Genomic DNA, 23,188 nt, shown 5'->3' with positions numbered 1-23,188 from the left:
GCATTTGCTCCCTTTTCTTTTTAGAATTGATACTTAATCTTTTTTAGATGCCACTTCAGAGAATCTGTCAGACTGCCGTCGATCTTTTTGTTTTCGCAGAGTTTGGGATCGGTGTATTCGATTCCTCGGAATACTAAGTCTTTTAGGAATTTATACTTTTCGGGGCAGTTCTTCTTTAGGGGTTCAGGGTTGTAACGATATGCAACCATACTTTCGGAGAAGTCTTCTATTGGATTGGTGAATCCATAGGTTGAAACCATACATTGGATCTTTGTGGGTTCCCAATAGCTGTCAACACCGCCATTTCCATTAGGTCGATTCACAACTTCCCAACCAGATAGCTCTCTCCATTTGGACATCTCATCAAGCCCTAATTCATCGCCAATATAATGTGCAGCCTCATGGAAAGCTGTTTGAATTGAGTTTTCTCGACCAAAATTAAAACCACAATCAAAGAAATCCATCACCGAGTTTGCTTGTACGCAGCCATTCATTTCCGTATATGCTGTATAGGTTTTACCACGCGGAAAGCGCGCAAATCGTTTGTTATCTTCGAACGGCAAGGTCCCCGGGGGAAGGTCTTCAATTCCCTGCAATGACACCTCAAGTTCCTCTTTGGACCATGGCTCTGCGTTCACTTGATAAGGCGAGGCATTCAATCCGAATTTGGCCATCATGTATAGCATCTTAGGTCCAACTGAAGGTCCAAAGATTTCTTTAGCAGCGCAAATCACCGTATTGCAATTAGACTGGAACTCGTATCTAGTCTTAATAATGTCTCGATCCAAAGTTGTCAGCGTATCGAATATCTCCAGCAATTTTTTGCTTTGATTCTTAAAATCAATTCCATGCTCGTTGTCATCATCCGTACTGTCGCCCTTTGCGAAGTCTTCCAACCATTTCTCGGTTTCTTGATCAGACAACACCTTTGATCTGCAATTGGCAAATGCAATATTTGCATCTGAAGCAGAGTGTTCCCCCAGAATGCTCACCTCACTTGCAAATTTCCCTAGATTTTTGAGTTGATCAGCATGAGGACCAGGACAATCACCGGGATGACCGAAGGCACTTGAGCTTAGCAGAATAAAGAATAGTGATATGATTTTATTCATAGGCTCTGGAAGTACGACTTTATTGAAGAGTTTTTAGTTTTCTTGATCGTCAAAAGAAGTTTTTCTTTTTCGATGCGTATCTGCCCTTCCCGTCCGGCTGCATGCCCGATGGGAGGAACCGATGAAGTTTTAAATGACTGAAGTTGCTCTTTGGTAAATAGAGATTCAATGTCTTTCAGTTGAACTGTGCCGATGGGAATTGAGAAATAGACGGAGTGAACTTTGTCGTTCTTAAGCTCAATCGTTGTGTCAAAGCGGTGCCCGGCAAGGTCATAGAAAAATAGCGAAGGCTCAGTTTTTAAAGGTTTACCTAAAAGCGCCAAAACCTGCGCTTTATCAGTAATACCCAATTCAATTTTCGCAAGATTCTTTGGAAGGTATTTTTCTTTAAAGACTTTTACGATCGGACCATCGACTTTTGCTGGCGTCGCAGTCAATGCCTGCCCCGGAAATGAAAAAAAGGAAGCCAAAACCATTGTCAGAAGTAAAGAACGCACTCTATTTCGCATGTCTTATCATATCAGATACTTCACTCCGCCGACTTGCCCTACTCTTACAAGCGCCGCAGTCCTAGACCTACGATCAGCGAATTCGCGTTCTCAGCTGTGAACGTCTGGTAACCGACGGACCCGCTCCAACTTCTTTAGCGAATTTAAAACGGGAAACTGCTTTTAGTCACCGGTTGAGCCGCGAAGTTGCGCGTCTTGGAAGCGGTTTTGTTCGGCCATGACCATGTCGCTGATTTCGCGTTTAAGCGCATTGAAATCGTTGGCGGCAGGGTTTCTTGGACGAGACAAATCCACCATCAGATCTTTTTTTACAGTCCCCGGGCGATAAGTCATCACCACAATTCGGTCGGCCAGATAAATGGCTTCTTCCATACTATGAGTAACAAAGACCACCGTCTTTTTTGTTTCCTGCCACAGCTTGATCAACTCATCTTGCAGACTTCTGCGGGTTAACGCATCCAAAGCTCCAAATGGTTCATCCATCAGCATGATCGGTGGATCCAGGGCTAACACACGGGCAATCGCCACGCGCTGGCGCATGCCGCCTGAAAGATCTTTGGGAAAGCGCTGCCGGAACTCTGTGAGTTTCAATTTTTCTAATAGTGAATTTAAAGTCGCTTGGATCTTGTCTTCAGGAACAGTTTTTTTGATGCGCAGACCGAACGTGATATTGTCTTCGACTGACATCCACGGGAACAAAGCGTATTCCTGAAAAACCATGCCGCGATCCGGGCCGGGTTCAAAGATCTTTTTCTCTTCAACCAGCACCTGACCATTTGTAGGCAGGGAAAAGCCTGCAATAGCGTTTAGGAGAGTGCTCTTCCCGCAGCCCGAAGGCCCCAACAGGCACAAGAACTGTCCACGAGGAATTTCCAGATTAATACCTTTAAGAGCGATGACGTCTTTACCCTCGTCTCCGCCTTGGAATATCTTATCAACGCCCTGAATTTTAATTTGTGTTTGAGTTTCAGCCATTATTCAAGACCTCGATGCCAGCGCAGCAGGTGATTGTTTAACTTATCCACAACAGTGTCGATCGCAAGTCCTAGCAGACCGATCGAAAACATCCCGGCGATAATTTTATCTGACCAGAAGTATTCGCGGGCCTCCAGGATGCGGTAACCCAAACCACTGTTCACCGCGATCATTTCTGCCACGATCATACAAATAAACCCAGTACCGATACCGATGCGTACTCCACTTAGGATGTAGGGCATCGCTGCCGGCACGATGATTTTTCTAAACATCAGAAAGGATCCAGCACCCATGTTGCGAGCAGCGCGAATGTAGATCGAATCCACAGCTCGCACTCCGACAATGGTATTCATCAGGATGGGAAAGAAAGCTCCCAACGCAATCAAGAATACCGCCGGTGGATTTCCCAAACCAAACCACAAAATGGCCAAGGGAATGTAGGCAATCGGTGGAATTGGTCGCAGCACTTGCACCAAGGGATTCATATAGTCATAAACTTTTTGACTGGCCCCCATGACAAGTCCCAACGGCAATGCCAAAACACCACCGATCAAGCACCCCATAAGCACGCGATAAAAGCTGGCCCACATATCATGAATCAGTTCGCCTGAAAAAATCCATTCCGCCTTGGACATGGTACCTTGCGGATCAAAGGGCTCCATCGGCATAAGATATTGATACCAACGAGTGATCACCGCAGACGGTGCTGGTAGAACCTGAGGGTTCACCCAACCCAATCGCACCACGGCCTCCCACACGGCCACAACCAGGAGTGGCACCCAAATTCCTTTTATGCGAGTACTCAGTTCAACCTTTGCCTTCGCCATTCAAGCTCCTATCTTACTGTACGCCCAAGGACTTCTTGGCATCGTTCAAAAGATCGATTTTCACCCAGTCAGCCGCTTTCGGAACTTTTTCCATGCGACCTACACCGTACTTTTGCATAAAGTCTGTGGTGATTTGAATGTGTTCAACTGTTAGGTGATATGCATATGGAGAGTTCCCGATGGCATCCTTAAAGTCTTGGGGAGTGATTTGTCCTTTAAAGACTTTTTCCACCACGAATTTTTCTGCGATCTCGGGCTTATCCATGAACAGCTTTGTCGTTTCGACGAAACACTTCATAAATCTTTCAGCGACATCTTTCTTCTCGTTATACATTTTTTCGGTCATGACCAAGGTACGAATCGGCATGCCCATTGGTGTGTCGTAGGGTTTCATCAACTCAACACCCCAGCCTTTGTTGATAGCTTGCGAGGATTGCGGCTCACTTTGTGCCATGGCGTCGATTTGCTTGGCCTGCAGGGCTTGATTTAGATCGGCAAAGGCCATGTACACGATCTGCACGTCTTTGCCTTTTTTGTCCGACCAGGTCAGATTGTTTTTCGCAAGCTCTGCCAGTAGCAGCAACTCTTGAGCACCACCGCGGGCCACACCGACTTTTTTACCTTTGAAGTCTTTGATGGATTTTATCCCCAGTTCAGGGCGAACCACGATACGGGCGCCGCCTTCCGCGAATCCTGCTACTGCGTAGATAGGTACTCCGCCAGATCTACCTGCGATGGCGGCGTCAGCGGCACTCGCCGCTACATCGATTTCACCAGCGATAATCGCTGGCATAATATCGATGCCTTTGGCAAAGATACGTTCGGTGACTTTTAAATTATATTTACCGCAATTTTCAGGAAGGTAACTAATCGCTCCATAATGGGCGAATTTTAAGTTCCCGACTCGCACCACATCTGGTGCTTTTTTTGTTTGCGCTTGTACGAAAGTTAAAGGTGCTAATGAAAGAATGGCACTTAAGATCCACTTGTGAGATAGCATTTCTGACCTCCAGGGTTACGACCAACACCTAATGGTCTGCCCGATGGCACAAGAAAGCAAATTTGTTTTTACTGAGATTAAACAGCATTTGTCTGAGAATGAATTTATCAAGCAGAGACAATATGAATGTGAGAAAAAAGGCCGAAGTTTTTTAACTTCGGCCAGTAAACTAAATAACAAAACAACGGGATAAAGTACTAATGTATTACAACCAACAGCTGTTCACACCGCGCTCTTGCGCGACTTGTTTTGCCAGCTCATAGCCTGCATCCAAGTGTCTAAATACACCCATTGCTGGATCGGCAGTTAACACTCTTTCAAGGCGTTTCGCCGCTTTTTCAGTTCCATCAGCAACGATAACTTGTCCTGCGTGCTGACTGTAACCCATCCCTACACCACCACCGTGATGCAAGCTGACCCACGTAGCACCACAAGCAGTGTTCACCATGGCGTTTAGCAATGCCCAGTCACTGACTGCATCAGAACCATCCTTCATCGCTTCTGTTTCGCGATTCGGGGACGCCACAGATCCGCAATCCAAATGATCACGACCGATTACGATCGGAGCTTTTACTTTTCCTTCAGCCACAAGTTGATTCAGCATAGCGCCTGCTTTTGCGCGCTCGCCGTATTCAAGCCAGCAAATACGCGCTGGAAGACCTTGGAAGGCGATACGCTCTTCAGCCATATCCAACCAACGCAGAAGATCTTTTTTGTGCGGGAATAGTTTTCTCATCGCATCGTCAGTCACTTTGATGTCAGCTGGATCACCAGATAGTGCCACCCAACGGAACGGACCAGAACCTTTACAGAACAACGGACGGATGAAGGCTGGAACGAATCCTGGGTAATCAAATGCGTTTGTTACACCCGCTTCAAGAGCGCGTGCGCGAAGGTTGTTACCGTAATCGAAAGTCACAGCACCTTTGTCTTTCATCGCAAGCATGCCACGCACGTGTTTTGCCATAGAGTCATATGCGGCTTTTAGGTACGCTGTTTGATCTTTTTCACGGAAAGTTTTTGCGGTTTCGACTGTGTAACCTTCAGGGATATAGCCCACCAACGGGTCATGCGCTGAAGTTTGATCCGTCAATAGATCCGGAGTGAAACCTTTGTCGATAAATTGGTGAATGACTGTCGCCATGTTTCCAAGTAGCGCGATGGATTTCGCTTCGCCCGCTGCTGTGTATTTTTTGATACGAGCAATCGCATCGTCGATGTCTGTTGCGACTTCATCGATGTATTTTGTTTCAAGACGTTTTTGGATACGAGTTGGATCAATTTCAACTGCAAGAACGCACGCGCCGGCGAACACACCTGCTAAAGGTTGTGCTCCACCCATGCCGCCCAAGCCTGCTGTTAGGATCACGCGACCTTTCAGGTCTCCGTTGAAGTACTGGCGGCCCGCTTCGACGAAAGATTCGTAAGTCCCCTGGATGATGCCTTGAGTTCCGATATAGATCCACGAACCAGCGGTCATCTGGCCGTACATCATCAAACCTTTTTTATCCAGTTCATTGAATACCTCCCAAGTAGCCCACTTAGGAACAAGGTTCGAGTTCGCCAACAACACGCGTGGCGCATCTTCGTGAGTTTTCAAAATACCAATAGGTTTTCCGGATTGAACCAAAAGAGTTTCGTCATTTTCCAGTTCTTTAAGAGCTTCCAGGATTTTATCGAAGCACTCCCAATTACGAGCAGCTTTGCCGATACCACCGTATACGACAAGATTTTCAGGATGTTCTGCGATCGATGGATCCAAATTGTTTTGGATCATGCGGTAGGCAGCTTCTTGGAGCCAGCCTTTACAAACCATTTTGTTACCTGTTGGTGCTTTTACGACGCGAGACATGTGCTCTCCTTTGATTTTCAAGAGCTAGAACCTAACAAAGACGACCTTTATTGACAATTAAGCGCTATGCATCAATAGTGGCCCCCATGGTTCTGGAACGCAAAAGAAAGACAAAAGACCCCTGTCCCGTGTGCTTTTTAAATAAAAGCCGCTGCGTCTGCGCGTTCATTCCCAAATTAACTCTGAAAACCCGCCTGTGCCTGGTGGTTCACGCCAAAGAGCTAAAACGCACGACCAACACGGGCCGCTTGGCGGTGACGGCTTTGACGAACAGTGAAATGCGTATTCGTGGAGTCGAAGGTAAATCTTTGGACTTAAGTGATCTGTTGGTTCCTGAATACCGCACGGTTTTATTCTATCCTTCGGAAGATGCGCTGGAGTTGAATGCGGAGTTTGTTGCGGCAGATCCTCGCCCGATTCAATTGATTGTGCCTGATGGGAACTGGCGCCAGGCTAGTAAAGTTCACTATCGTCATCATGAACTGGCGGGTGTGCCGCGAGTGATGATTAAGGATGCGAACACGTCGGCGTATCACATGCGTGCTGAAACGACGGCAGAAGGTATGGCCACTCTTCAGGCCATTGCTGCTGCTTTGGGTGTTATCGAGGGTGATACTGTTAAAGAATCTATGATGAAATTATACCGGGCAAAACTTGAAGCTACTCTGCAAGGCCGAGGCGTACTTTAATATTTACACCTATTTCGCGCAGGCTTTTTCTTCAAGGATCAGATTTTTAAGAACAATAATCCCCTCTGAATCCGGCTCCTCACCACCGCAACCAGTATTACCTTTGATCGCGCCATATAGAGATTCCGAATTTAAGGTATAGCCATTTGCCGAGTGAGTAAGTTTGGCCGTGCCGCCATCGCATTCAACGACATAAGTTCCAGGCTCCATATCATCGAACCGAATTGCGATCGTGCTGTATCTCATGGTTTTTGACTTCGCCTTTATGGCCAGTCTTTCTGGAACAAGCTCGCCATTTTCAGTTGTGGCATCTTCCAAAGTGGCTGCAACAGTGCGGGCTTTTTCTGTTTTTCCAGTTGTCAGGGATTTTATAGTGGCTTCGCCGCTTTTTGAGATCAGGCAGGTTTTGGCTTTTGCTTGAGCGAAGGATGTTCCTAAAACGACGATGGCGGTTACGATTATAGCTATCATTTTGCTCATAAAGTCTCCCGTGTGAATTTTAATATTACGGGAGACTCTACAGGAATCACATTTCAATTAGGAAATCAGTTAGTACTCTGCCTCGTCACCGAAAACGTTGTTATCTTTCACATCACAATTCAGGCGGCAATTGGCATTGCAGCTTACCCAAGCAGTTTGTCCCGGGGAAATATATCCCGGCGAACAGTGAGTAGAACAAGAAGGCAATCCATAAGGCGTGCCTTGCTTGATGTAACAAGTAGAACGCGCATTGCTTTCCGCAGCTCGCTCCGCACGATCCTCGATATTGCGCGGACAGAAATTATCCCCGCCCTTACAAGAACCGGAAGCGCTCCCCGTCCCCGTAACCCAAATCGTCTTACCAAAAGCCGGAACCACCAAAAAACAAACCAACAAAAATGCTTTCACAAAAATCTCCTGGTTAGATTACCACTCGAGTTCGCCTACCGTTTTTTCTACGACCGACATCAGTTCGCCAGACACCATCATGGCTTTGATGGCTTCGACGTCTTTGTTAAAGATGCGGTCTTCTTTTGCAAACGGAACTGTTTTTCTGATGTGATCGTGCACAGCTTTCACTGCGGCCCCTGGTTTTAGTGGAGCCAGCAAGTCGATGGCTTGCGCGCCCGATAGCAATTCCATTGCTATCACATGCTCGGCGTTTCTTAGGATTTGTGCAAATTTTCTTGCTGCAATAGTTCCCATGGAAACATGGTCTTCTTTTTCAGCCGACGTTGGAATTGAATCCACGGACGCTGGGTGAGCCAGGACTTTGTTTTCACTCACCAAAGACGCCGCTGCAACTTGTACGATCATGTGCCCAGAGTTCAAACCACCATTTGGTGTCAAGAACGGTGGAAGATCACTCATCTGTGTGGAAATCATTTTGGAAATACGGCACTCAGAGATACTCGCTTGTGAAGAGACAACGATCCCCGCGAAATCCATTGCGTGCGCTACCGGCATCCCGTGGAAGTTACCGCAGGATAGAACTTTGTTCGCGTCAGCAAATACCAACGGATTGTCTGTGGAAGAGTTCGCTTCCGTTTCCAAAACTTTCACCGCGTAACGAATACCGTCTTTCGCGGCACCGTGAACAGCCGGCATACAACGCAGAGAGTACGCATCCTGCACACGATGATCCTGGTGTTCGTGCAAGTGGGAATCACCGATCTCGCTGGAAGCACCCATAAGTTTAATTAGATTGCGACCGGTTTTGCCTTCACCCGCATGCGGGCGGCTTGCCTGAATCAATGGATCAAATGGTTTTCTGGAACCACGCAAACCTTCAAGGGACATTGCCCCAGCCAAGTCCGCCATCCACATCAAGCGACGCGCCTCCCACAAGGAAAGCAAACCAATGGAAGTCATCACCTGACAACCGTTGATCATTGAAAGACCTTCTTTGGCTTTCAATTCAAGGGCTTTAATATTCTTTTTTTCCAGCAGTTCTTTTACATGAACTGGGTTGCCATCAGCCCCCCACGCCTCGCCTTCACCGATGATTGTCAGTGCCAAGTGAGAAAGCGGAGCCAAGTCACCTGAAGCCCCCACGGAACCTTGAGAAGGAACAACCGGGATGATGTCGTTGTTCAAAAATTCCAAAATTTTATCAACCACTGTTGGGCGAATACCGCTGTGGCCTTTAGCCAAAGCATTTGCACGCAGGATCATCATCGCGCGTGTTTCAGTTTTAGTGAACGGAGCACCAATCCCCATAGAGTGGGAGCGAATCAGATTTCTTTGCAGTTGTTCGATTTGCTCGTCAGAAATTCTGACCGAAGAAAAAGCACCGAAACCAGTGTTCACGCCGTACATCACTTCGCCACTGGCAATACGACCCTCGATATAGTCGCGGGACTTTTTCATTTCAGCGCGCGCTGAATCCGCCAACTCCACTTTCATGGATGGGGTGTGAGCAGCTTTGTACAGATTTTCGATCGTGATATTTTCACCAGTCAGTTGCATGGCGGGAACTCCTAATTTCAGTCATAAAAACAAGGACCCGATCCTAGCCCAACGCCCCCCAAAAAGGCACGGCGTAGCCGTCCGAAACGCACCGCATCCCGCCCCCACCACCGGAAATCGGAAAAGTGCCTGCCGGTTTTTGCGAACGCGGCGCGTAGATTTTGTGAGTTTTGGGAATAAAAAAAGCCGGCTTTGGGGGCCGGCTTTAGACTCAAGAATTTGAGATTTTAAATTAGAACTGAAGAGGCAAGGAAACTGAAAGCATCCAGGAGTCCATTTTACCTTTAGGATCAAGATCACCTGAATCGGTTTCTACTTTGTCGATATTTTCCATAATATACTCAACGTTCAAAGAGATGAACGGAAGCAATGTCGTACCAATACCGATTTTCACTGGTTTACCTTTGATTTTTGGATTGTCTGTGCCATCCATTTTAATTTCATCCATTACACCGTAACCCACCCAACCTCTTAGCAAGATTGGCAAGTCAACACCTGCAACAGCATATAGAGTATTGCGTTTTGCATCCATGTCAGATTGACCGTCTGGTTTATATTTACCACTTACGCCCAAGTTGTAATCCAAACCCAACCACAACATCACTGGAGTTTTGTACGCCAAGCGTGCTCCCATATTAACCAATTCAGTCTTTGCAGTCGGATCCAAGTCTGTGTGACTACCCATTTCGTAACCCAAATACGGCTCGATCAGAATGTCTGCTTTCGCAGTTGCCGAGAATCCAACTAAAAGTGCCAATACCAGCCACATTTTTTTCATAACTTCTCCTTTTTGTAACACCAAAATTCAAAATACTTGCTCTACAATTCTGGAATCACCTGAGTTCAAGGTCAAGGAGACCCGAGTGGCTAGACCCGCCTTTAGAGACGACAAAGAATATTATGAATCACTGCCCGGGAAACGAATTAGCACGGGAGCACTGGTATTCTACAAAAACCAAGCACTGCTTGTTCAGCCCAATTACTCCGCCGGGTGGATATTGCCAGGAGGCACCGTTGAAGCCGAAGAATCCCCTATGGAAGGACTCATTCGCGAAGTGAAGGAAAACCTCGGGATCATCATCACCCCGACTCATGTCTTGGCGATTGATTACATTCCGAACAAAGATATTAAAGGCGAGTATTTAAGTTTTCTGTTCGGCTCTGTCGATTTAAGCGAACACCAAGCGCAGAATATTTCTGTTTCGTTGAAAAACACCAGAGACTACAAATTCGTGGATATGGATATTGCATACTCTATGCTGGTTCCGTCGGTTTCACGACGACTGCAAAGTGCCTTGAAAGCGGTCACGGAAAATTACGTCATGGTTTATTTGGAAGACGGCAAAATTCCTCGCAGGGATTTACCGCTATAACACTGCCGTCCTACCCGTCCCAACCTGATTTAATAAGATCAAATAGCGATCGCAATGCTGCTTTGGGGTTCGCAGCGGCCATAGAGCGGTGATAGGCATCCAAGGCAAATCGCGCCAATGCCCCTGCTTCGATAGCACTCAATTTACTTTTGGATTCTTTACGAATGGCGTCGGCCAGGGCTTTTTCATGGCGCAGCCACATTTGCTTTGAGTAGAGGTTCAACTCCGGCGTGCTTTCGATCAAACCCATGAAAACTTTGAAGCTTTTGCTTTCGTGGTCCTTGATAGAGTCCAAATGACCGATACCTGCCAGAAGCAAGGCCTCGTGGATGGATTGGCCCTTTTTACGCAGTAAAACGGAATCCACCAGCTGCTGCTCTTGTTCCGCATCATCATCAAATACCAAAGACTCTTTAGTGGGGAAATAATTGAACAGTGTCGGCACAGAGACTTTGGCCTTTTCTGCGATTTCCGCGGTGGTGACGTTGTGATAGCCCCGCTCGATGAAAAGCTTGGTCGCCATATCGGAAATGGCTTTCCGAGTTTCTTTCTTTTTTTCTTCTCTCAGTCCCAAAGTCAGACACCTCCGGCGCTCAGTTCTGTTTAAACGCCTTTGCAATTATTATAGTCACTTAAATATTTTATTCACTATAAAAATACATAACGACCATTTATCCTTAAAGACATCAAAGGAGATCTCCTATGACTCAAAAAACAGAACACACTTCTATCACCATTATTGGGGCAGGTCTGGGTGGCTTAACGCTAGCTCGCGTCCTCCACCTCCACGGGATTCACGCCACTATTTTTGAAGCGGAAGCTTCGCCAACGGCACGCTCGCAAGGCGGCATGCTGGATATCCATGAACACAACGGGCAGATTGCTTTAAAAGATGCCGGCCTCTACGACAAATTTTTGGAATTGATTATGCCCGGAGCCCAGGCGACTCGCGTGCTGACTCCCGATGGAAAAATCCTGGTGAACGAACCTGACGACGGCACCGGCGGCCGACCCGAAGTTAAGCGCGGCGAACTTCGCCGTATTCTTCTTGAATCCCTCCCCGCCGACTCCATTCGCTGGGGACACAAGACCACGGAAGTCACTTCTTTAGGAGGCGGTAAACACCAGGTGACATTCGCTAACGGCACGTCCATCACAACAGATCTACTAGTGGGAGCCGATGGAGCCTGGTCCAAAGTTCGCTCTGTTTTATGCTCTGAGAAACCCGTTTACACCGGCACAACTTTTATTGAAACCTACCTGCACGAAGCCGATGTGACCTATCAAGAAAGCGCAAAAGCCGTGGGTGGAGGTTCGCTATTTTCAACCGCACCCGGCAAAGGCATCCTTGCCCATCGCGAACCCAACGGAGTTCTGCACACCTATGTCGCCTTAAGCAAACCTCTTGAATGGTTTGCAGCCATTGATTTTAACAATGCAGAAACGGCCCTTCAGCAAATTGCTGCCGAATTTAAAGACTGGGCGCCAGAATTAAAAACCCTCATCACACATGGCGAAACCAAACCAGTCGCACGGCCCTTGCACACACTATCTACCGACGTGAAATGGGAACGCACTCCCGGCATCACACTCTTAGGGGACGCCGCCCATTTGATGATTCCATCTGGCGAGGGAGCAAACCTTGCAATGTTCGACGGTGCAGAACTGGCCAAAGCCATCATCGCCAATCCTGGAAAAATTGAATCGGCTTTGGAGCAATATGAAAAAGAGCTCTTCCCCCGCAGCTCTGCGGAAGCGAAGGAAGCCCTGCGTATGCACAAAATACTTTTCGGAAGCAACGCGCCCCAGAGTCTCGCTGACTTTTTTGCGAACCCAACTTCAGCGATCACTCCCGCCCCATAAACAAAAAAATTACCACGTTGGCTGCAGTTGTGATCACAAGACAGGACTGCGCCTTTGCCCTTGCCACCGCTCTGCCAATTCGTGATCATGGATCTACTAAGCAGGTCCATTCATGAAGCCACTCGTTTTTATAGCTCTCATCGTTCTGACTTTTTCGCATTCAGCTCGTGCCTCGGATAAATCCGAGATAAGAGTCGCGGTTCCTGCGGGCTTCGCTCCGCCCTTGGTATTCGAAAAACCCGGAAAAATGGAAGGACTCGTTGTCGACTACGTGAATGCCTTGGCAGAGGCCATGGGCCGTAAGGCAAGCTACAGTATCGTGACTCGCTACCGTTTGGTTGGCTATATGTTAAAAGGTCAGGTGGATGTCCTGTGCTATACTAGCCCCAAGTGGGACCACAACACCGACACAATGGACTACTCCAAGACGATTTTCACGAAACGAGAAATCCTAGTTGGGCCAGCCCCCTTGCCAAAAAAAATCAGTGGCTTACAAGGAAAGACTATCGGGGCGATGCTTCAATACGTCTATCCTACGTTGGATCCCTATTTTCAGTCCGGAAAACTCAAACGCGAAGACAGCTTCAGCGAGCATGCGAACCTTAAAAAACTTTTGAATGGTCGCATCCAATATATCGTCACCGATCAGATATTCCTGGACTACTTCCGTCTGGAAAATCCGACGATCATGAAAAATCGAGAAACTTTATTTCTGGAGGAATATCCGATCTTCTGCTCGATCAGCCGCCAGGGTCGCGTGAAAAAAAAGGATCTGGATCGAGCCATTGACGAAATCAAAAGTTCCGGGAAACTTGAAGCTTTGTTCAAAAAGTACGGCAGCTCTTACATTGATTGATGCAAAATAAAATTCACTAGAATCACCAAAGTCACTTCAACATCACGCAGAACCGCAGCGGTTCCGCATCGCAGTACAAAAAGGGAACTGTTACCTCAAAGAGGCGATGGCTTTTGAGTAGTCTTGACTGAAAACGTAGCTGCCAGCCACGAACACATCGGCTTCGTGACAGAGCTTTGCTGTTTCAGCGTTGATACCGCCGTCGACTTCGATCAGGCAGTTGAGGCTTTGCTTGATGATCTCGTGGCGCAGGCGCGAGATTTTGGCGATTTGATCATGCATGAAGGATTGGCCGCCGAAGCCGGGCTCAACCGTCATTACCAAAACCAGGTCACACAAATTTAATAATGGAATAACTGATTCAACCGATGTGCCCGGACGCAGAGTGATCCCCGCCTTCGCACCCAACGCCGTAATTTGACGAAGAACTGAAGCTGGATCGCGAGTCGCTTCCACGTGAATCGTCACGTAGTCAGCACCGGCTTTGATAAATTCAGCGATATATTTTTCCGGCTCGGTGATCATCAAGTGAACATCCAGCGGAATCGGAGAAACTTTTTTTAGGGCTTTAACAACAGGAATACCGATAGTCAGGTTCGGAACAAAGTGCCCGTCCATCACATCCACATGGGCCCAGTCCGCTCCGGCAGCAGCAATGGCTTTGACTTCTTTTTCAAGATTCGCAAAGTCCGCTGACAGAATAGAAGGGGCAACCATTTTAGCCAATTTTATCTCCTGGTTTTAAAGCGTGTCCCTTCAAAAAATCAGACACTTTCATACGATTGCGGGATTCCGGCTGAACTTCAAGAACTTTCAACAAGCCATCACCCGTCGCAACGGTGAAGGAATCAGAGTCAACCGCCGTCACCGTCCCAGGTGCCGCAGCACCGGAAGCTGGCAAAGGACGCACCACATGCAATTTCAATTTTTTCCCATCAAGCAAAGTATAAGTCCCCGGCCCATAAACGAAGCCACGAACTTTTCCATCGATAGATTTTGCAGACTTCGACCAATCAACCAGTGATTCGGCCTTATCGATCTTAGGGGCAATCGTAACTAACGATTCATCCTGAGGAACTGGCGCCAGATTACCGCGCACATAGTCCATCAATTCCACTCGCAACAAATCTGCACCCAAATCAGCCAACACATCATGCAACTGAAGCGCATGCATCTCGGGAGTGATCTTCACACGACGAATACCAATGATATCCCCCGCATCCAGTTTTTTAACCATTTTTTGCAAAGCCACGCCTGATTCTTCATCGCCAGATTCAATCGCACGTTGAATCGGAGCAGCCCCACGCCAGCGCGGCAGAATAGAGCCATGCACATTCACACAACCAAAGCGGAATGAAGACATGAAATCTTCCGTCAGGATTTGCCCAAAGGCCACCACTACGCCGACTTCCGCTCCCCAGGAGCGAATTTCCGCGACAGCTTCAGGATCTTTTTTTAGGGATTCAGGAGAGATAACTTTTAAGCCGTGTTCAAGCGCCAGCACCTTCACCGGGCTTGGTGTCAGTTGCATTTTGCGACCCGCCGGACGATCCGGCTGAGTCACAACTCCAACTACTTCAAAATGTTCATCTGCAAGAAGCGCTTTCAAAGATGTTACAGCAAATTCTGGAGTCCCCAGAAAGCAGACGCGGACCTTACTCACGCTCTTCGCCTTCAAGTTCTTTGCTGCGGGCTTTTTCCAATTGCTCTTTAGTTGGATAGCCGTGTTTTTGAATTTGTTTTTTGATCTTGTTGGATTTTACGAAGCTCAAGTGGTCGATAAACAATGTACCTTCCAAGTGATCCAATTCGTGCTGCATGCAAATCGCCAGCAAGCCGTCGGCTTTTACGACGAACTCTTTGCCATTCACATCATACGCGCGCATTTCGATGTAATCGTAACGCTCGACTGTTTCGTAATAACCTGGAACTGACAAACAACCTTCGTCGAAAGTTGTTTTGCCTTCGCCTTTAACGATTTCGGGATTGATCAATACAAGTGGCTGCTCCACTTGTTGTTCCAATTCAGTCATTTCCTGATCTTTATAGCGACGACCTTTGTCGTCTTTGGGGCGAGTGTCGATCACGATCATGCGGCGAAGTTCGCCGACTTGAGGTGCTGCCAAACCGATGCCGTGGGCATCGTACATGGTCTCAATCATGTCCTCTTGAAGCTGCTTAAGCTCCGGCGTACCGAACTCGGAGGGCTTCACAGGGTCTGCAACCTCGCGAAGTCTCGGGTCTGGGAAAGTGAGGATTTTCATGATCATAGGGCCTCCAAAGTGGCCCCTATTGTATCAGTGATTCAGCCTTTTGAGAAGGACCAAGGCCATTCCGCCCATTAAGATATTCGGAGCCCAAGCCGCCACCACCGGAGGTACTGACCCGTGCTGCCCCAAAGTAATCCCCGACGAATAAAACACGTAATAGGCGAAAACCAAGCCCAGACAGATACCCAGGTTCAACATGGTGCCCCCGGAGCGGGCTCTTCCCACGCTAAATGGGAGCCCCAGAAGGCTCATAACCAGCCCGGCAAAGGCAAAGCTCATTTTGGATTGATAGCCCACTTCATAGGCAATGGTATCAAGTCCCGCGTCTTTGTTCTTTTGAATAAAGTGCTTAAGCTCCCCTTGGGACATCATCTCGGCCGTCTGCCCGGCGCTTTGCAAGTCTTTGGAATCCTCGGCCATCACGATATTTTTGTCTTTAAAATCCGTGGTCAGTGGGAAACTGGAATCCTTGGTAAACAAAGTGACCGTGCCCTTTTCAAGCAACCACTTGGAGCCTTCGATCGCGACATCGTGGGCCGTGATCATTTGCACCAGATCCCAGTCATCGTTAAAGAAATACATCGTAAGGCCCTGGGCGCGATCGCCCTTGGCACTTAACGTTTTGATATTAAAAATGGAGTCTTTCGTGCGGTACCAGATCTTGTTGGTCTTCACCGTCGAAAAACGATGCGGCTCTTTTTTAAGATCATAATAGAAAATATAATTTTTCTGTGTGTTGGCCCGCGGAACCAAGCGGTCGGTCATCACGTAACCTGCGGCAGAGATCAGCACCACCCATAGCAATACCGGCGTGGCGATACGGAAAAGGCTCATCCCCGCTGAAAATAACGCAACGAGTTCGTTATTCTTATTCAAGTTTGTAAGAGTCAAAATCGTGCCCAACAAACAAGCAACCGGAAGCAATTTCGAAATAATGTCAGGAAAAGAATAGAGGTAATAGCTAAAAATCGTCGCAGTGTTGACGCCTTTGTATTGGGAAATCGTCGACATCGCGTCGACCGCCGTGAACAAAGTTAGAAAAATCAAAAGGCCACCCAGGAAGTAGCCAAAGAAAAGCCAGGATGTATAACGATCAATTCTGTTCATTCTTAGAGTTTCCTTGACTCAGGTCCAAAATCCTATTTAACTTTGATTATGGCTTTACGCGTCTTACTTGCAGATGAGAGTTCCACAATCAAAAAGGTAATGCAACTGGCATTGTCCGACTTCGCCGTCGAGGTGAAAGCGGTCCCAGTGGGTCTTGATGTTTTACCTGTGGCCAAAAGCTTTAAGCCAGACATTGTTTTTGCAGACGTACTTTTGACAAAAAGAAACGGCTACGACGTCAGCCTTGAGCTGAAAAGCGATTCCGAAACCACCAACATTCCCGTCGTTTTGATGTGGAGTGGGTTCATGGAAATCGACGAAAACAAAGTCTCTGAATCCCGAGCCGACGACCGCTTGGAAAAGCCTTTCGATGCAGAACACCTGCGTGGTTTGGTGAACAAGCTGGTTAAAAAGACCGCAGAAAACCCGGTCAGCCAATATCTTACTTTCCCGGAAATGCCAGAATTCGAAGAAATGCCTGCAGAGGAATCTTCGCAAATGCACCACGATGGCGGCACTGAATTGGGCTCGTTGGACGAGATCCCGGAAATCAGTGAAGACGAGGCTATGAGCCTTGATGTTCCGGGCGAGGAGTTCGCTTCCGTTCCATTGACGACACCTCGGGGTGAAGACGAAATGGATGAAGGTGGTTGGGCTCATCAGGATTTAACAAAATTTAAATTAAATATTCCTCAAAACGAACCTGATGACTTTGCGTCTAAGTTTGTAATTCCTCAAGATGAGGATCTTTCAAACGCGCATATCGAAGTCTCTGGGAACTTTGAGGAGATCAGCTTTGACGAAAATGGACCGGATTTGACAGAAACGCCGGCTCCGATGGCTGCGAAAGCACCTCCAGCGAAACCGCCAGAGGATTCTTTCTTGGGTAAAGTTGAAAAATCCGTCAAAGATCAAATGATGGAAACCCTTAATAAAGGGCCATCTACAGCAAAAGCGCAACCAAGTGCTGCGGGTACAAAACCTGCTGCCACTAATGCTCAGCCCAAAACCCAATCCAAGGTGGACTTGTCCAGCGAAATGATGGAAAAGATTGTTCGTGAGGAAGCTCGTGAAGTGATCGAATCCGTTTGTTGGAAACTCCTTCCCGAGATTGCAGAGCGCATCGTTCGCGAAGAGCTGAACAAGCTTATGCGCGAAACCGAGAAATCTATCTAGTACCTTTTTCTCTCTGAACCTCACATCAAGGTACGCCTATATGTGAGGTCCTATGACACTTATTGATCTGATCCGTGCCGCAATTAAGGAAGACATGCCCCATGGTGATGTCACGACGGAATCTCTCGCATTAACTCCTAAAATCGGCCGCGCACGCTTGAAAGCCAAAGAAGACATTGTGTTGTCTGGTGCTGCTCCGTTTGAACAAACCATGCAAATGCTGGAACCAAACTGCCGCGTGAAATGGCATTTTGAAGAGGGCGACGAAATTCTGAATGGTCAGATCATCTGCACGATCGAAGGCGACCTGGTGCAAATCCTAAAAGCCGAGCGCGTGGCTTTGAATTTCCTGGGCCACTTGTCGGGTATCGCGACTGTCACTCGCCGCTTCGTGAACCAAGTGAAGCACACGAAAACTAAAATCCTTGATACCCGCAAAACAACTCCGGGCTATCGCGAGCTTGAGAAAAAAGCCGTGGCTCATGGTGGTGGTGTGAATCATCGCATGAACCTAAGCTCTGCCATCTTGATCAAAGACAATCATATTTCGGTTATGGGTGGCATCACCAATGCGGTGAACCGCGTGCGCGAGCACAGTCATCTGCCGATGGAAGTGGAAACACGCACGTTAGCGGAAGTGAAAGAAGCAGTAGGCCTGAATGTCACTCACCTGCTTTTAGATAACATGGATAACGATATGCTGAAACAGGCTTTGGAGCTTATCCCTGAAGGCGTACACACCGAAGCCAGCGGCAATATGAACCTAGCGCGTGTACGTTCAGTTGCAGAAATCGGCGTCAGCTTTATATCTGTCGGCGCTTTGACACATTCAGCACCCGTTGCTGACGTCAGCTTGATTTTCGCGTGGGAGGAATAATGACCAGTGAGAATCCCGTCAGTGAAATTCGCATCGGTGATGTGACCGCCAAATGGGCGCGCAACAATCACCTGCATGTGGAATACAAAGCTCAGCAGGAAAGCACCAACGCCACTGCCAAAGAATTGGCGTTTGAAGAAGATCTTTTGGAAGAATCTCTGTGTATTTTCGTAACCGATCATCAAACAGCCGGTCGCGGTCGTGGCAAGAACACGTGGACTGATGCGACTCCAGGTTCTTCATTATTGAGTTCATGGTCTTATCTATTGCCGATGATGCCACAACCAACGGCTTCGTGCCTGGTGGGTTTGGCGGTGTATCGTGCGTGCACGACGACTTGGCCATTTTTGAAATGGAATTTGAAAGCACCGAATGACATTTATATCGGTGACAAAAAAGTGGCGGGCATTTTATTAGAAACTGTCGCACAAGCAGATGAAGCCCGATTTATTGTCGGCTTGGGTGTCAATATCACGTCATCACCGGCTGCGGTTGATACGTCGACTAGCATTTTGCAATCGCTTCCGGAAGGCGCGCCCCTATTGGGTGAAGACTACACAGCGTTTTTAGATCGTTTGGTGTTTGAACTTTCCGATGCGGCTTCGCACTGCGATCAACCGTTAAGCCCGACTGATCAGCTTTCTTTGTTGCATGCTTTGAATTTGCATCCTTTGCTTAAAGAAAAATACACAGCGATGGAAGCGGATGGTTCCCTGTATATGGGAGCTAAAAAAATCAACTGGAGCGAACTGTAATGGCTACTACTTTTACTCCTTTTCCTGACTTGGGGAATGCGGTGCCGGAATTTAAACTTCCTGCCGTGGATGGGAAGACTTATTCGCTAAAGGATTTTTCCAATGGGAAGCCTTTGGTGGTGATGTTTATCTGTGCACACTGCCCTTACGTTCAAGCCGTTGAAGAACGCTTGATTGCGTTGGGTGCTGATCTTAAGAAAGACGGCGTCAATGTTGTAGGTATTTGCTCGAATGATCCCAAGGATCATCCCGAGGATTCTTTCGAGGCCTTGGCAAAACGCTGGAAAGAAAAAAACTATTCTTTCACATATCTGGTGGACGAGACCCAGGATGTGGCAAAAGCCTTTGGCGCAGTTTGCACTCCCGATTTCTTTGTCTATGATGGCGCCTTGAAATTGTCTTATCGCGGGCGTTTGGACAACTCCTGGAAAGATGCCAGCAAAGTGACCGAGCGTGAGCTTTACAATGCCGTGCAAACACTATTGAAAAATCAAAAAGTTTCTGAAGAACAAACAGCCTCTATGGGTTGTTCAATTAAATGGAAGTAGAACAATGAAGTATATGTTAGTTTTCGTATTCGTGATGGTTGTCTCTTTCGGCGCTTACGTTGCCACTTACCTGGGTGCGTTCAAGGGTGTCGAGATTTCAGAAGTTCAACAAGGTCCATTTAAAACAATCTATATCGAGCACGTCGGTCCTTATCACAAAGTGAATAAAGTGATCGAAAAGGTTGAAAAGTTCATGGCTAGCAAAGGAACGGTTTGCCAACGCACTTTCGGTGAATACCTGGATGATCCTCGCCAAGTTGAAGAAGCACGTCTTCGCGCTAAAGTGGGTTGCCTGATCGATAAAATGCCTGAAGGCGCACCAGAAGAAATGAAAGAGGGCGAAATCCCAGCGCGTGCTTATGTGCAAGCTGTGTTCACTGGCTCGCCAGGCATCGGGCCTTTGAAAGTGTACCCACGTGTTGAAGCCTACCTTCAACAAAAAGACTTGAAACAAACTGATGCCGCTATCGAGATCTACGAGATCCATTCCATCACAGAAAAGTCTGCGATGACGACAACGTACCTGTTCCCGGTGAAAGCCAAATAGAAAAAAGCCTCCAGACGGAGGCTTTTTTATACCCAAGTAAGTCCGTACCTTTAGGAACCGAAGACTACTTTTTCTAGCGACGTGACTGAGTCTTTCATTCTTGTGGACTGCACCGAAAGCTCTTCAGCCGAAGCTGCGGTTTCTTCAGACACAGCGGCATTTTCCTGAGTGGTTTGATCCAACTGATTCATGGCTTGACCGATTTGATTTACTCCGCGGCTTTGCTCTTCGCTGGCTTGGGCGATATTCGAGTTCAACTCTGCTACTCTGTGAACAGATTGCAGAATCTCTCCGAAGACTGAACCACCTTGTTTGGCCTGCGCCTCTCCGGTTCCGATACGCGCAGCACTTTCGTTGATTAACGAAGCGATGTCTTTGGCCGCCTCGCCGCTTCGTTGTGCGAGCCCGCGCACAGCTTCAGCCACCACGGCAAAGCCTTTCCCCTGCTCGCCTGCGCGTGCGGCTTCGACGGCGGCATTCAACGCCAGCAAGTTTGTTTGAAAGGCAATATCATCAATGACCGAAGTGATTTCTACGACTCGCTTGGAATCACCAGAAATTGCCGCCATCGACTTCACCAACTCTTGAATCTGTTGCCCACCATTTTCTGCAATGCCTTTTGTCGCTTGCGCCAAAGTCGAAGCTTCACGGGCACTTTCTGAATTGGACTTCACCATTGAAGACATCTCTTCCATCGTGGCCACGGTTTCCTCCAGTGACGAGGCTTGAATCGTCGAGGCTTTTGAAAGCGAACCCGAAGACTGGGCAATTTGTTGGGACGCTGAATCCACATGGTCTCCAGATTCTTTTAAGATCTTGGAAATTTCCTGAAGCTCATTGATCGGACGGCGAATAATGAAGATCGCAATGGTCATCGCTACCGCACTTCCCATCAGCACAAAAAGCGTCATGAAGCCAATGGGCGAAGACTCGCCTTTTGCCAATTCAGCGGCATGGGCTTCCTTCACCATACTACTTACTGCGAACACGCCGTGAAGCTTGCCGTCTTTCCAGTTCTCCATCGGATACCCTAGAATATCCCGACCGTTACTCCACGGACTGGTTTTGGGATCCCCATGACAAACCAGGCAGCCGTATTCTTCGCGTAAACGCACTGGACGGTAGACACTCACTTGGCTTTCATTATTGATCACGTATTCTTCAAGCGCGGGGTTCGCTTCGAATTTTCTGAAGATCGCCATCTCCACCTGGGTCGCAGAATTTTTTTCATCACGGGGTTCATCCGAAAACACGCGAAAGCGATAGTGTTCCTTTTCAGAGTCTGCTGCACCGATCTTCATCCCCGCATAAATAGGTACCTGCTGCAGAATGATATCGATATCTTTTTTAGTGAGTTCCTTGGAATCACTATAGAGCTTAGTGTAACGCTCTACCATTGTTGCCAGTCCCCCTTGGTTTGCAACGTAGCGGGAAGCCGCATTCAACCGGGAGTGGATAGTGCGCGCCTTCTCGACCAAGCCTGATCTGAACTGCACTTCGCTAAAATAAAGACAGGTGACTAAAGCACCTGCGGAACAAATCAAACAAGCAACAAAAACGGAGGAAAGAAATTTAAATTTCAAACCTCGTCGGCCAAACCACTTCATTTCTCCCCCTCATCGAAATACTTTTCACCGTGAATTAATTATTGAGGCGAAGCACTGGGGCGGGAGAATGATTTGTATCTTTGGCGAATATGATGCAAATCATACGATGTGAAATTTCCTTATGATAGGGACTCGGCTTTATGATGCACTCTTCGAACAAACAATGCCAAAATTGCTTCCTTCTGGATAAGAAGTTGAAGATCAAAGACACGACTGTGACTTCTTTGTTAAAGACAAAAACAATTCAGAACGTAAACACCCAGGGATGCATCATCAGCCAGGGCTGCCTGCCTTTAAACATTTATTGTGTGGCCGAAGGCAAGATCAACACTATCGAGCGCGATCTTGAGGGCCGGGAAAATCTGGTATCCACTTTCACTGCGAGCAATATTTTTCCGCTAACCAACATCGTTTCGGACCAACCCACAGATTATGAATTTATCGCCGAGGGCAAAGCCCGCCTTTGTTGCTTTCCGGTGAAAACTGTTCGCGAACTACTAGCGGTAGATCCACAGCTTTCCATTTTGTTTCTGCAGAACGCCTGCTCCCGCGGACTGGACAGTTACGAACGCATCGTGATCCTGCAATCAAAAAGTGCTGCTGAAAAAGTCACACGAACTGTTGAACAATTTTTGGATGCCGATGGCTACTGCCGCCTGACCCGCAAAGAGATCTCGCTGTGGGCAAACCTGACGATTGAAACAGTGATTCGCACGCTGACTTCATTGGAAAAAAAGAAGCGGGTTAAAAAATCCCCGCTTGGTATTCAACTTCTGCCGCAATAAAAAAAGGCCTCT

Annotated in this window: 26 protein-coding genes; 10 read left to right on the top strand and 16 right to left on the bottom strand. The window is 47.6% G+C overall.

The features are described 5' to 3' along the window. Window positions 1–20: 20 nt before the first annotated feature. From ACLVWU_RS05175 to hutU, 6 genes are all read right to left on the bottom strand, one after another. Complete coding sequence (locus tag ACLVWU_RS05175; protein WP_413577859.1) at window positions 21–1,112, bottom strand: hypothetical protein; 1,092 nt, start codon at window positions 1,110–1,112, stop codon at window positions 21–23. Then, window positions 1,109–1,621 (bottom strand): hypothetical protein, encoded by a 513-nt coding sequence (locus tag ACLVWU_RS05170; protein WP_413577857.1) that lies wholly within the window; start codon window positions 1,619–1,621, stop codon window positions 1,109–1,111. Before ACLVWU_RS05170 ends, ACLVWU_RS05175 begins: the two co-directional genes overlap by 4 nt. A gap of 162 nt (window positions 1,622–1,783) precedes the next feature. Then, complete coding sequence (locus ACLVWU_RS05165; protein ID WP_413577855.1) at window positions 1,784–2,596, bottom strand: ABC transporter ATP-binding protein; 813 nt, start codon at window positions 2,594–2,596, stop codon at window positions 1,784–1,786. Then, the gene (locus ACLVWU_RS05160; RefSeq protein ID WP_413577854.1) at window positions 2,596–3,423 is read right to left on the bottom strand and encodes an ABC transporter permease; all 828 of its coding nucleotides are present in this window, start codon (window positions 3,421–3,423) and stop codon (window positions 2,596–2,598) included. Before ACLVWU_RS05160 ends, ACLVWU_RS05165 begins: the two co-directional genes overlap by 1 nt. Window positions 3,424–3,436: 13 nt before the next feature. Next, on the bottom strand, window positions 3,437–4,423 hold the full coding sequence (locus ACLVWU_RS05155) for an ABC transporter substrate-binding protein (protein ID WP_413577852.1): 987 nt from the start codon (window positions 4,421–4,423) through the stop codon (window positions 3,437–3,439). A gap of 205 nt (window positions 4,424–4,628) precedes the next feature. Beyond that, window positions 4,629–6,275: a urocanate hydratase gene (gene hutU / locus ACLVWU_RS05150; RefSeq protein ID WP_413577850.1), complete on the bottom strand. Its 1,647-nt coding sequence runs from the start codon at window positions 6,273–6,275 to the stop codon at window positions 4,629–4,631. 128 nt (window positions 6,276–6,403) lie between these two features. Here hutU and ACLVWU_RS05145 point away from each other — a divergent pair, with 128 nt between their 5' ends. After that, window positions 6,404–6,964, top strand: coding sequence for a tRNA-uridine aminocarboxypropyltransferase (locus tag ACLVWU_RS05145; RefSeq protein WP_413577849.1), 561 nt, complete (start codon window positions 6,404–6,406; stop codon window positions 6,962–6,964). Window positions 6,965–6,973: 9 nt separating this feature from the next. Here the strand turns inward: ACLVWU_RS05145 and ACLVWU_RS05140 are convergent, their stop codons facing one another. The 4 genes from ACLVWU_RS05140 to ACLVWU_RS05125 form a co-directional block, all read right to left on the bottom strand. Beyond that, window positions 6,974–7,444 (bottom strand): hypothetical protein, encoded by a 471-nt coding sequence (locus tag ACLVWU_RS05140; protein WP_413577848.1) that lies wholly within the window; start codon window positions 7,442–7,444, stop codon window positions 6,974–6,976. A gap of 69 nt (window positions 7,445–7,513) precedes the next feature. After that, window positions 7,514–7,852 (bottom strand): hypothetical protein, encoded by a 339-nt coding sequence (locus tag ACLVWU_RS05135; protein ID WP_413577847.1) that lies wholly within the window; start codon window positions 7,850–7,852, stop codon window positions 7,514–7,516. Between the two features lie 18 nt (window positions 7,853–7,870). Beyond that, a complete protein-coding gene (gene hutH, locus ACLVWU_RS05130) occupies window positions 7,871–9,412 on the bottom strand; it encodes a histidine ammonia-lyase (protein ID WP_413577846.1) in 1,542 nt (513 codons plus the stop codon). A 232-nt stretch (window positions 9,413–9,644) separates the two neighbouring features. Then, entirely contained in the window at window positions 9,645–10,190 is a 546-nt protein-coding gene (locus ACLVWU_RS05125) for an outer membrane beta-barrel protein (RefSeq protein WP_413577845.1), read from the bottom strand. 85 nt (window positions 10,191–10,275) lie between these two features. On the opposite strand from ACLVWU_RS05125, the gene ACLVWU_RS05120 reads away from it, so the two are divergent. Continuing rightward, window positions 10,276–10,785 (top strand): NUDIX domain-containing protein, encoded by a 510-nt coding sequence (locus tag ACLVWU_RS05120; protein ID WP_413577843.1) that lies wholly within the window; start codon window positions 10,276–10,278, stop codon window positions 10,783–10,785. Between the two features lie 10 nt (window positions 10,786–10,795). On the opposite strand, the gene ACLVWU_RS05115 is transcribed toward ACLVWU_RS05120, so the two are convergent. Beyond that, window positions 10,796–11,359, bottom strand: a complete 564-nt coding sequence (locus tag ACLVWU_RS05115; RefSeq protein ID WP_413577841.1) for a TetR/AcrR family transcriptional regulator — start codon at window positions 11,357–11,359, stop codon at window positions 10,796–10,798. 128 nt (window positions 11,360–11,487) lie between these two features. Between ACLVWU_RS05115 and ACLVWU_RS05110 the strand changes: the two genes are divergently transcribed. Together ACLVWU_RS05110 and ACLVWU_RS05105 are read left to right on the top strand one after the other, a co-directional pair. Next, window positions 11,488–12,648: an FAD-dependent oxidoreductase gene (locus ACLVWU_RS05110; RefSeq protein WP_413577839.1), complete on the top strand. Its 1,161-nt coding sequence runs from the start codon at window positions 11,488–11,490 to the stop codon at window positions 12,646–12,648. Window positions 12,649–12,760: 112 nt separating this feature from the next. Then, window positions 12,761–13,504 (top strand): substrate-binding periplasmic protein, encoded by a 744-nt coding sequence (locus tag ACLVWU_RS05105; protein WP_413577838.1) that lies wholly within the window; start codon window positions 12,761–12,763, stop codon window positions 13,502–13,504. A gap of 90 nt (window positions 13,505–13,594) precedes the next feature. On the opposite strand, the gene rpe is transcribed toward ACLVWU_RS05105, so the two are convergent. The 4 genes from rpe to lptG are packed head-to-tail and all read right to left on the bottom strand — an operon-like array spanning window position 13,595 to window position 16,881. After that, entirely contained in the window at window positions 13,595–14,221 is a 627-nt protein-coding gene (gene rpe, locus ACLVWU_RS05100; RefSeq protein WP_413578766.1) for a ribulose-phosphate 3-epimerase, read from the bottom strand. A 1-nt stretch (window position 14,222) separates the two neighbouring features. After that, window positions 14,223–15,167, bottom strand: a complete 945-nt coding sequence (gene fmt / locus ACLVWU_RS05095) for a methionyl-tRNA formyltransferase (protein WP_413577836.1) — start codon at window positions 15,165–15,167, stop codon at window positions 14,223–14,225. Further along, window positions 15,160–15,774, bottom strand: coding sequence for a peptide deformylase (gene def / locus ACLVWU_RS05090; RefSeq protein WP_413577835.1), 615 nt, complete (start codon window positions 15,772–15,774; stop codon window positions 15,160–15,162). The genes fmt and def overlap by 8 nt, the downstream gene beginning before the upstream one ends. Window positions 15,775–15,801: 27 nt before the next feature. Continuing rightward, window positions 15,802–16,881, bottom strand: a complete 1,080-nt coding sequence (gene lptG / locus ACLVWU_RS05085) for an LPS export ABC transporter permease LptG (protein WP_413577833.1) — start codon at window positions 16,879–16,881, stop codon at window positions 15,802–15,804. 48 nt (window positions 16,882–16,929) lie between these two features. On the opposite strand from lptG, the gene ACLVWU_RS05080 reads away from it, so the two are divergent. The 5 genes from ACLVWU_RS05080 to ACLVWU_RS05060 are packed head-to-tail and all read left to right on the top strand — an operon-like array spanning window position 16,930 to window position 20,784. Further along, window positions 16,930–18,057: a response regulator gene (locus tag ACLVWU_RS05080; RefSeq protein ID WP_413577832.1), complete on the top strand. Its 1,128-nt coding sequence runs from the start codon at window positions 16,930–16,932 to the stop codon at window positions 18,055–18,057. A 52-nt stretch (window positions 18,058–18,109) separates the two neighbouring features. Next, window positions 18,110–18,934, top strand: coding sequence for a carboxylating nicotinate-nucleotide diphosphorylase (nadC, locus tag ACLVWU_RS05075; RefSeq protein WP_413577830.1), 825 nt, complete (start codon window positions 18,110–18,112; stop codon window positions 18,932–18,934). Continuing rightward, window positions 18,934–19,689 (top strand): biotin synthetase, encoded by a 756-nt coding sequence (locus tag ACLVWU_RS05070; RefSeq protein WP_413577828.1) that lies wholly within the window; start codon window positions 18,934–18,936, stop codon window positions 19,687–19,689. Before nadC ends, ACLVWU_RS05070 begins: the two co-directional genes overlap by 1 nt. Beyond that, complete coding sequence (locus ACLVWU_RS05065) at window positions 19,689–20,237, top strand: thioredoxin family protein (RefSeq protein ID WP_413577826.1); 549 nt, start codon at window positions 19,689–19,691, stop codon at window positions 20,235–20,237. The genes ACLVWU_RS05070 and ACLVWU_RS05065 overlap by 1 nt, the downstream gene beginning before the upstream one ends. Window positions 20,238–20,241: 4 nt before the next feature. Then, window positions 20,242–20,784: a GyrI-like domain-containing protein gene (locus tag ACLVWU_RS05060; protein WP_413577824.1), complete on the top strand. Its 543-nt coding sequence runs from the start codon at window positions 20,242–20,244 to the stop codon at window positions 20,782–20,784. A 50-nt stretch (window positions 20,785–20,834) separates the two neighbouring features. On the opposite strand, the gene ACLVWU_RS05055 is transcribed toward ACLVWU_RS05060, so the two are convergent. Further along, entirely contained in the window at window positions 20,835–22,391 is a 1,557-nt protein-coding gene (locus tag ACLVWU_RS05055; RefSeq protein ID WP_413577823.1) for a methyl-accepting chemotaxis protein, read from the bottom strand. Window positions 22,392–22,531: 140 nt separating this feature from the next. On the opposite strand from ACLVWU_RS05055, the gene ACLVWU_RS05050 reads away from it, so the two are divergent. Beyond that, window positions 22,532–23,176, top strand: coding sequence for a Crp/Fnr family transcriptional regulator (locus tag ACLVWU_RS05050; protein ID WP_413577821.1), 645 nt, complete (start codon window positions 22,532–22,534; stop codon window positions 23,174–23,176). The last annotated feature ends 12 nt before the right edge of the window (window positions 23,177–23,188 follow it).

Source organism: Bdellovibrio sp. HCB290, assembly GCF_047305925.1.
Classification (GTDB): Bacteria; Bdellovibrionota; Bdellovibrionia; order Bdellovibrionales; family Bdellovibrionaceae; genus Bdellovibrio.
This window is presented reverse-complemented; position numbering and strand designations above follow the sequence as displayed.

Bases quoted from the DNA above. Each gene is read 5' to 3' on its own strand.
- ACLVWU_RS05055 (WP_413577823.1), bottom strand. From the start codon at position 22,391: ATGAAGTGGTTTGGCCGACGAGGTTTGAAATTTAAATTTCTTTCCTCC.
- nadC (WP_413577830.1), top strand. From the start codon at position 18,110: ATGACACTTATTGATCTGATCCGTGCCGCAATTAAGGAAGACATGCCC.
- ACLVWU_RS05050 (WP_413577821.1), top strand. From the start codon at position 22,532: ATGATGCACTCTTCGAACAAACAATGCCAAAATTGCTTCCTTCTGGAT.
- ACLVWU_RS05175 (WP_413577859.1), bottom strand. From the start codon at position 1,112: ATGAATAAAATCATATCACTATTCTTTATTCTGCTAAGCTCAAGTGCC.
- ACLVWU_RS05170 (WP_413577857.1), bottom strand. From the start codon at position 1,621: ATGCGAAATAGAGTGCGTTCTTTACTTCTGACAATGGTTTTGGCTTCC.
- ACLVWU_RS05155 (WP_413577852.1), bottom strand. From the start codon at position 4,423: ATGCTATCTCACAAGTGGATCTTAAGTGCCATTCTTTCATTAGCACCT.
- ACLVWU_RS05080 (WP_413577832.1), top strand. From the start codon at position 16,930: ATGGCTTTACGCGTCTTACTTGCAGATGAGAGTTCCACAATCAAAAAG.
- hutU (WP_413577850.1), bottom strand. From the start codon at position 6,275: ATGTCTCGCGTCGTAAAAGCACCAACAGGTAACAAAATGGTTTGTAAA.
- rpe (WP_413578766.1), bottom strand. From the start codon at position 14,221: ATGGTTGCCCCTTCTATTCTGTCAGCGGACTTTGCGAATCTTGAAAAA.
- hutH (WP_413577846.1), bottom strand. From the start codon at position 9,412: ATGCAACTGACTGGTGAAAATATCACGATCGAAAATCTGTACAAAGCT.
- ACLVWU_RS05110 (WP_413577839.1), top strand. From the start codon at position 11,488: ATGACTCAAAAAACAGAACACACTTCTATCACCATTATTGGGGCAGGT.
- ACLVWU_RS05160 (WP_413577854.1), bottom strand. From the start codon at position 3,423: ATGGCGAAGGCAAAGGTTGAACTGAGTACTCGCATAAAAGGAATTTGG.
- ACLVWU_RS05060 (WP_413577824.1), top strand. From the start codon at position 20,242: ATGAAGTATATGTTAGTTTTCGTATTCGTGATGGTTGTCTCTTTCGGC.
- ACLVWU_RS05140 (WP_413577848.1), bottom strand. From the start codon at position 7,444: ATGAGCAAAATGATAGCTATAATCGTAACCGCCATCGTCGTTTTAGGA.
- ACLVWU_RS05165 (WP_413577855.1), bottom strand. From the start codon at position 2,596: ATGGCTGAAACTCAAACACAAATTAAAATTCAGGGCGTTGATAAGATA.
- ACLVWU_RS05125 (WP_413577845.1), bottom strand. From the start codon at position 10,190: ATGAAAAAAATGTGGCTGGTATTGGCACTTTTAGTTGGATTCTCGGCA.
- ACLVWU_RS05070 (WP_413577828.1), top strand. From the start codon at position 18,934: ATGACCAGTGAGAATCCCGTCAGTGAAATTCGCATCGGTGATGTGACC.
- ACLVWU_RS05065 (WP_413577826.1), top strand. From the start codon at position 19,689: ATGGCTACTACTTTTACTCCTTTTCCTGACTTGGGGAATGCGGTGCCG.
- ACLVWU_RS05105 (WP_413577838.1), top strand. From the start codon at position 12,761: ATGAAGCCACTCGTTTTTATAGCTCTCATCGTTCTGACTTTTTCGCAT.
- lptG (WP_413577833.1), bottom strand. From the start codon at position 16,881: ATGAACAGAATTGATCGTTATACATCCTGGCTTTTCTTTGGCTACTTC.
- def (WP_413577835.1), bottom strand. From the start codon at position 15,774: ATGATCATGAAAATCCTCACTTTCCCAGACCCGAGACTTCGCGAGGTT.